The organism is Mesorhizobium sp. M0830 (genome assembly GCF_040319965.1).
Lineage (GTDB): Bacteria > Pseudomonadota > Alphaproteobacteria > Rhizobiales > Rhizobiaceae > Mesorhizobium.
Map to the genome: position 1 here is coordinate 1 of NZ_JAMYOR010000113.1, position 7229 is coordinate 7229.

Annotated in this window: 9 protein-coding genes; 8 read left to right on the forward strand and 1 reads right to left on the reverse strand. The window is 62.1% G+C overall.

Features of this window, described 5'->3' with window-relative positions; genetic code table 11:
* The first annotated feature begins 301 nt into the window (after nucleotides 1-301).
* From NKI20_RS33090 to NKI20_RS33115, 6 genes are all read left to right on the forward strand, one after another.
* Nucleotides 302-700: a GFA family protein gene (locus NKI20_RS33090; RefSeq protein ID WP_352838158.1), complete on the forward strand. Its 399-nt coding sequence runs from the start codon at nucleotides 302-304 to the stop codon at nucleotides 698-700.
* 153 nt (nucleotides 701-853) lie between these two features.
* Nucleotides 854-1051: a hypothetical protein gene (locus tag NKI20_RS33095; protein ID WP_023759485.1), complete on the forward strand. Its 198-nt coding sequence runs from the start codon at nucleotides 854-856 to the stop codon at nucleotides 1049-1051.
* 182 nt (nucleotides 1052-1233) lie between these two features.
* Complete coding sequence (gene uppP, locus NKI20_RS33100; protein WP_023759484.1) at nucleotides 1234-2106, forward strand: undecaprenyl-diphosphatase UppP; 873 nt, start codon at nucleotides 1234-1236, stop codon at nucleotides 2104-2106.
* A gap of 71 nt (nucleotides 2107-2177) precedes the next feature.
* Nucleotides 2178-2966: a phosphodiester glycosidase family protein gene (locus NKI20_RS33105; RefSeq protein ID WP_352838161.1), complete on the forward strand. Its 789-nt coding sequence runs from the start codon at nucleotides 2178-2180 to the stop codon at nucleotides 2964-2966.
* Nucleotides 2967-3142: 176 nt separating this feature from the next.
* Nucleotides 3143-4207, forward strand: a complete 1065-nt coding sequence (locus NKI20_RS33110) for a glycoside hydrolase family 25 protein (RefSeq protein WP_352838163.1) — start codon at nucleotides 3143-3145, stop codon at nucleotides 4205-4207.
* Between the two features lie 492 nt (nucleotides 4208-4699).
* Entirely contained in the window at nucleotides 4700-5665 is a 966-nt protein-coding gene (locus NKI20_RS33115) for a DUF3592 domain-containing protein (RefSeq protein WP_352838165.1), read from the forward strand.
* A gap of 18 nt (nucleotides 5666-5683) precedes the next feature.
* Here the strand turns inward: NKI20_RS33115 and NKI20_RS33120 are convergent, their stop codons facing one another.
* Nucleotides 5684-6079 (reverse strand): hypothetical protein, encoded by a 396-nt coding sequence (locus tag NKI20_RS33120; RefSeq protein ID WP_352838167.1) that lies wholly within the window; start codon nucleotides 6077-6079, stop codon nucleotides 5684-5686.
* 138 nt (nucleotides 6080-6217) lie between these two features.
* Between NKI20_RS33120 and NKI20_RS33125 the strand changes: the two genes are divergently transcribed.
* Complete coding sequence (locus NKI20_RS33125) at nucleotides 6218-6739, forward strand: hypothetical protein (RefSeq protein WP_352838169.1); 522 nt, start codon at nucleotides 6218-6220, stop codon at nucleotides 6737-6739.
* A 4-nt stretch (nucleotides 6740-6743) separates the two neighbouring features.
* A complete protein-coding gene (locus tag NKI20_RS33130; RefSeq protein ID WP_352838171.1) occupies nucleotides 6744-7196 on the forward strand; it encodes a hypothetical protein in 453 nt (150 codons plus the stop codon).
* Nucleotides 7197-7229 lie beyond the last annotated feature (33 nt).

Here is a 7229-nt window from a genome sequence, read left to right on the forward strand (position 1 = left end):
TCCTTGCCCAGCATGAAGGTTGAATCAGATTTGCACGCCTAAGGGAATCCCACGCCGATTCAGCCTCAATTCATTCCGCTCTAATAAGTCGAGAGCCCCGGCGATTGGCGCAAACGCGCCCATCGCTTCGCTCGGCGCTTTCATGCGCCAGAGCCGCGATTACTCCACCGAAGATGCCATCATGACTTCAGTCCCACCCACATCACCATAATCGATGACCTTGTATCAAAGCTTTTGAATTGACCCAATCGGCTCCGCCGCTACGCTCGCGGCTTATTCTCCCCAGCAACGGATCCGGGCGATGGCAAGATATGAAGGCGGATGCCTGTGCAAGGCGGTGCGCTACCGCACCGACGCGGCTCCCATCAACGAACGCGTCTGCCATTGCCGGGTGTGCCAGAAGGCGATCGGCGCCGCGTTCAACGCACGCGTGCTGTTTCGCATCGACGATTTGACCGTCGACGGGCCGCTGGCGACGATGAACTCCTCGCCGGACCTCAAGCGCGGCTTTTGCCCGAGTTGCGGCACGACGATGTTCTCCCGTCGCGATTCCGCAGGCATCATCGGCATCACCACCGGTTCACTCGACGACCCCACAGTTTTCAAACCGCAAATGCATATCTTCACGGCCTCGAAGCAGCCCTGGCTGGTGCTCGATGACGGCCTGCCGCAGCACGAAGGCGCCCCGCCGCCAGGTTGACGCTTTTCCTTCTCCTCTTGTGTGAAAAGGAAAGAATCCCCTGAACAAAATTTAATCCAAATCAACACGAGATAGCCGGCAAAGCGTCATTGGCGGGCCATCTTTGTCTTCCTATTTACGGGGTGCGGGTAACGGCATTCGAGGAGACGACGGATGAACGACAGCATCAGCACCCTGGACGAGCTTTTGAGCGATCCGATGGTCCTGCTTGTAATGGAGCGCGATCGTGTGCGCCCCGAACAGGTGCGCATGCTGCTCGAACGGGTTCGCCGGCCTGCCGTCGATGAGCCCGTCGTTCCGCCGGCGCACGTGATCGCCAGGGCATGCCAGAAACTCTGGCTCTGCCCGTAATCGCCTTGCGATTTTCCTGTAAAGCCGGCCCAAGCTGGGCCGGTTTTCAATCGCTCACACCCCGACGCACCAGCTTACAAATCCGTAAATTGATTATCTGGCCCATGACTATAAGGCTTGCCGGGGATTGACCTCGACCGGTCGGCCCGCACCAGCCGATCTCTCATGCATGGAATTCGCCATTGGTCGACATCTGCACTCAAGGCCTGGACACGGGCTTCGTCGGCCTGGGCTATGCCAAGGTGGCGATCCTTGGCGTGGTGCAAGGCATCACCGAATTGCTGCCGATTTCCTCAACCGCCCATATGCGCATCGTGCCGGCTGTGCTTGGCTGGCAGGATCCGGGTTCCGCCTTCTCCGCCGCCATGCAACTCGCGGCTCTTGCCGCGGTGATCAGCTATTTCTGGGGTGACGTCAGGGGCATCCTGTTTGGTTCGCTCGATGCCCTGGCGCGGCGCGATTTCGCTGACCGGCATTTCAAGCTGGCGCTGTGGATCGTGCTGGCGACGATCCCGATCGTTATTGCCGGGGTGGCGCTGTCGGGCCTGCTCAATACCTGTAATTCGCCGCTGCGTAGCCTGACGGTGATCGGCTGGGCCTGCATCGCCATGGCGATCCTGCTGGCGCTGGCCGAGATTCTTGCCCGCCACCGGCGCACTGTGGACGAAGCCTCGCTGGCTGACGCGCTGCTTGTCGGCATCGCCCAGATCGGCGCACTGATTCCGGGCGTGTCTCGCTCAGGTTCGACCCTGACCGCGGCACTGGGGCTCGGCTTCAAGCGGGCCGAGGCGGCGCGTTTCTCGTTCCTGCTCGGGCTGCCCGCGATTGCGCTCGCCGGCCTCAAGGAGCTTTGGGAACTGCACAAGGTCCATCTCGACGCCCATGGCTGGTCGGTCCTTGCCGTCGGGCTGGTCGTCGCCTCGATCTCCGCCTTCTTCGCCATTTGGGGCCTGATGCGTGTGCTGGAGCGTTTTTCGGCCTGGCCGTTCGTCATCTATCGCGGCGTGCTCGGCGTCGTCCTGCTGCTGGGCGTCGCGATGGGCTGGCTCGTTTAGGGCACTTTCACAGTCTCGCTTGAAACGGGCTATATCCGTACCGGACCCCGAATCTGGATTCCGGTACGCGCATGGATTTTTTGACCCTTCTGCAATCGGTGCCGCCGCTGCTGGCGCTGGCCAAGAGCGCGCTGCCGTCGGTGGCGGCACTCGGCATGGGGTTTGGCCAGTGGGTTGCCTCGCTGCCGCCATGCCGGGACTTCGCCTTCGAGGGGACCAGCTATCTCGTGTGCGAGGTCGATCCGAAACGATATCAGGTCGAATTGTTCTGGAAGGACCCGGCGGGCAAGCCATTTCAGTCGCTGCACAATCTCAGTTCCTCGCAGCAGGCGGCCGGGCGCACGATGCTGTTTGGCATCAATGCCGGCATGTATCATCCGAACCTCGCGCCGGTCGGTCTCTATGTCCAGCAGGGCCAGGAAATGGCTTCTGTGAAGACCGGGTCGGGAAGCGGCAATTTTTCGCTGCAGCCGAATGGCATTTTCTACATGCACGACGGCAAGGCGGCGGTCCGCGCCACCAAAGACTTCGTGAAAAAGCGTCCGCCCGTCGACTATGCGACCCAATCCGGGCCGATGCTGGTGATCGACGGCAAGCTGCACCCTAAATTCCAGGCGGACGGCACCTCGCGAAAAACCCGTGACGGTGTCGGGGTGCGCAAGGATGGCGTCGCGGTCTTCGCGATTTCGAACGGCACGGTAACCTTCCATGCCTTCGCCCGTCTTTTCCGCGACGCGCTCGGCTGCGACAATGCGCTGTTCCTCGACGGCACGATATCAAGCCTCTTCGCGCCGGCCATCGGCCGCAATGACGACTACTGGAATCTGGGGCCGATGATTGGGGTATTCAGAAAGCCGTAGCGGCTTTGCCCACAAGGCCGGTCGATCCCTTGCGCGGAGAGCCAGATTTCGCTGTTTGGCCTACGTGAAAAAAATTGATTCAAACTTTATTGGTAATTTCTCATTCATAACTGGTCCGGTTTGTCCGTTGGCTGTCGTTTCGCCCTCGGTCTGTTGTGTTTTGAGTACAGGTCCAGATGCGGATTCCGGGCGCCATCAGTTTCTTGATCGCATCGCTATGCCTTGCCGGCTGTACGTCAACGGCCGGCGTCGATGGCTTGGATTTACAGAAACCATCGAGCGAAACAACCAGCTCGGTGATACGGCCGCCGGCACCCATCGCGGCAGTGCCTGCGTCCGCGACCAGACGCGCGCCACGGGCGGAAACGGCGCCGGTAGACGAGAGCCCCCGGCCTTTCGGCCTGGCCGAAGAAGAGACGGTGGCACTTTCAGCACCTGACCCGTCGGACAGCGTCGAGCCGATGGTCGAGCCGGCGGCCCTGGTATCACCGCCGAGGCTGCTGAGCCGCGCAGCACCGCCGATGCTTGCCGGGCCCGTCACGCGCTATGGGTTTCGCGACGCCAAGCCGATCAATTTCGGCAAGGCTTCGCCCCGCCACCTTGCCGTGCACGGCGTCGATGTCTCGCGCTGGCAAGGCAACGTCAACTGGGAAAAGCTACGCGCCCAGGGCGCCAACTTCGCCTACATCAAGGCGACCGACGGCGGCGACCATCTCGATCCGATGTTCAACAGGAACTGGCGCAATGCCGACGCCGCCGGCCTGAAGCGCGGCGCCTATCACTTCTTCTACTGGTGCCGCACGGCGGGCGAGCAGGCCGACTGGTTCATCCGCAACGTGCCCAGGGTCGAAGGCGCGCTGCCACCGGTGATCGACGTCGAGTGGAACGGCGAGTCCAGCTGCAAGCGGCGGCCTTCGAGCGAAAAGGTGCTTGAGAAGATGCAGGTGTTCATGGACAGGTTGGAGCGCTATTACGGCCAGCGGCCCATCATCTACACCGCGCCCGATTTCTATCGCGACAATCTGCGCGGCGCCTTTCTCGATTATCCGTTTTGGGTGCGGGCGGTGGCGCGGCACCCGTCAAAGGTCTACCCCGACCGCAAATGGCTGTTCTGGCAGTATTCCGGCTCCGGCCTGTCGCATGGCGTCACCGGCCGAATCGACCTCAACGTCTTCCACGGCGACGAGCGGCAGTGGCGTGCCTGGGCCGGCGGGCGGGTTTCCGTCGCCGACGCCAACTGACGCAGTCCATCAGGTCCGGCATCCTTCGCTCTGTTGGACCGCGATGATGGGACCGGGATCAAAGGTCACGCCGGCTGCGATGGCGAAGGATGGCCTGCCCGTGAGGCCATCGTAACGCGCGCGGACTGTGCTGTTTGCGTTGCTACGGCCACTGTCGCGTCGGCTGAACGCCGGTGCCTGCCGCGATGAGCAATCGCCGCATATGCCCATCCTATCAGCGATGCGATTCATCGAAGGTGACATAGGCCAGGACTGCGGAGAATGATCCGAAATAGGTCAAGACCGCAGCGGTGATCATGAGGTCGTAAGTCGACACGTTGGTTCTCCCTTCGATTGATATCGAGAAGACAGCACACGCGGTGAATGTGCGTTGATCCAGATCAACGGAAGACAGTCGTTTCCAATTCCGAGGGGGAGGTTTCGCGAATAGACAAGACATTGCTGCCGCCTTGCTGTCTATGTGCAGGTTCCTGCACTCCTGGGGGAGACGAGTTGGAGCTAAAACTTCTGCTGGTCGGTTTTGCCTGCGCGGTCGCCGCCGGGCTGTCGCTCATCACCTTCTTGAAATGGCGCGAGGTGCAGGCGCTCAGCCGCTGGCTACCGGCGCCGGGAAAGATCATCTCCTCGCGCGTCGAGGCACGCGAGGTCCACAGCTCTGGCAGCGGCTCGGATAGCAGCGATTCCACCGAGATGCGCAATTTCCCGGCCATCACCTTCGAGTACAAGGTTGGCGGCAAGACATTTCAAAGTTCGCGCTACAGCGTGCAGGAGAATCTTGGAAATTTCGAAGTCACGGAGACGCTTGCGCGGTTTCCCAAGGGCGCTCAGGTGACAGTGTTCTATGATCCGGCGGCTCCGGGCAAAGCCGTCATCGAGCGCACCATGCCGGAAGGCGCCTTCAAGTTCATGGTCCAGCTTTCGGCGGGGCTGGTGATCGGCGCGGTGGCGCTGGTGTTTTCCGTCGGCGGTGTGCTGGAGGCGATCGGCCCGCATTTGCCCAAGCCGCAGAACCTCGGTGCGGCGGCGCTGCTGCTGTTCATGGGCCTGTTTGCCCTGCGCATGGGCTTCGCCCAGAAATCGATGGCCGAGCAGGCGGCAAAATGGCCGGTCGCCGTCGGCCGCATCGATACATCGGGCCTGCAGGCGCTGCGAACCCATGAAGGCTATCGACACCGGCGGACCGTCTTCAAATCCCGTATCGTTTACTCCTATGGCGTCTCCGGTCAGCGCTACAGCGCCGATCGCGTGACCTTTGGCGCCACCGTGACGGCTTCGCTGCCCGGCCTCGTCGGCGGTCAGGCACGGCAGTATGTCGAGGGCAGCAAGGTCGACGTGCACTATGACCCCGCCAATCCCGGCTCGGCGGTGCTCGAATGCCGGGTGCGCGGGCTCTGGATGCTATGGGTGTGTTCTGCTGGCTTGCTCGGCGGCGCCGCCTTTCTGGTCGGGCTGTTCTGAGGCGGCGCCGTCATGCCGTCAGCAGCGGACGAGGGGGCCGCTGTCGAAGCCGGGCCAGGTGAACCGCAGCGTGGCGCCATGTCTCACGATATGAATGATACGCGTGAACGGCTCCTCGAGCGACGGGTCAGAGCCGTAGCATTGGTTTGCCTGCACCACCCAGCCCGTCGGGTTTTTGCGAAATGTCGCGTGCTCGCAGCCGAATTCGGGAAGCGACAGCGCGGTCTGTTCCACGGTAAAGACGGTCTCGCGCTGGACGTCGGCGGCCGCGTGGCAGTTCAACCTGTCGCTCGACCATGTCCCGACATAGGGCGCCGCGGCCAGTGCCGTGCCGCCCGCGAATGCGGACATCGCCATCGTCATCACCAAACGCTGCATCACCGGTTTTTCTCCATCGCCGATGCGCTCGACCATACAGACTGTTGGGGATCAAGGGTTATGTTTCGTCCTGGAGCGGATAAACGCAGCCGTGCCGGATTTCGCTTATGCTTTTGCCCGGATGATGCGACTGTGCGGGCCAGTATCCAGGCAACGCTTTCCCAGAGACATCTGATGACAACCCGCATACTGGCCTTCGTTTTTCTGGGCCTGCTTGGCCCGATGCAGGCGGTTAACGCCAAGGACTGTCTGCTGAGCCACGCCACCTATCGGGAACCGCGCTCGGGCGCCGTCATGCAATTTCGGCCGCTCGACAACGAGCCGGCGGCGCTGACGGCGCAGGTGTTTTCGCTGACCGTGCCGAACACCGACACAAGCCTGTCGGCCGACATCACCTGGACCAACGGCAAGAATTCATTCCCGCTCGGCACCATCCGCCACATTTGCACCGACGACGACCGCGAAGCGGGCCTGCAGGATGGCAGCGGGCTGTGCAGGATATGGGATGGCCAAGTCTACGCCCTGACCGGCGGCGGCGCCGAGCAGCTGAATTCGCGCGAAGCGACACCCGCGCCGAAAGGGCTGCTTTTGCCTGATTTCGGCGTAGCTTTTACCGAATGGGCCGATTTCGCCAACGCCAATCCCGACGGCTCGGCGTGGGACGCCTTCACCTTGACAGGATGCAGCGATGAATAGCTCCATGAAATCGATCAGCTTGACCTGCGCCCTGCTTGCATCCGCGACGATATCCGCCGCGGCGGCCGAGCCAGCGCCATCGCGCCCGCCGATCGACAAATGCGTCTGGGAAAAACTGGCTGACAAGACTGTCGGGCTGGCCGCCTGGGCGCAGCGCTGCGACTTCGGCTTCCGCCAGATCCATTTCGAATTCGCCGGCAATGCGCTTGCCATCAAATACAGCGATGGCGGCGCCGCCGAGCCGCTTGTCGAGGTGTTCGATATCCAGCCTGACGAAACCGCCGACGCCGCATTGCTGCGCCTCTTCCTGGAAAAGACCGACAAGGTTGTCAGCGCCCGCTGCGTGCTGGCGCCTTACACCGAGGGCATCGTGCCCGCCGGCGTCAAGCGCTACACATTCAGCCCCCAGGGCAATCGCTTCGGGTTAACGTGTGGTGCGTTTGGGGTGCGAATATGATTCATGGGAGGCTTCGTGATTTGCGGAGCCCTC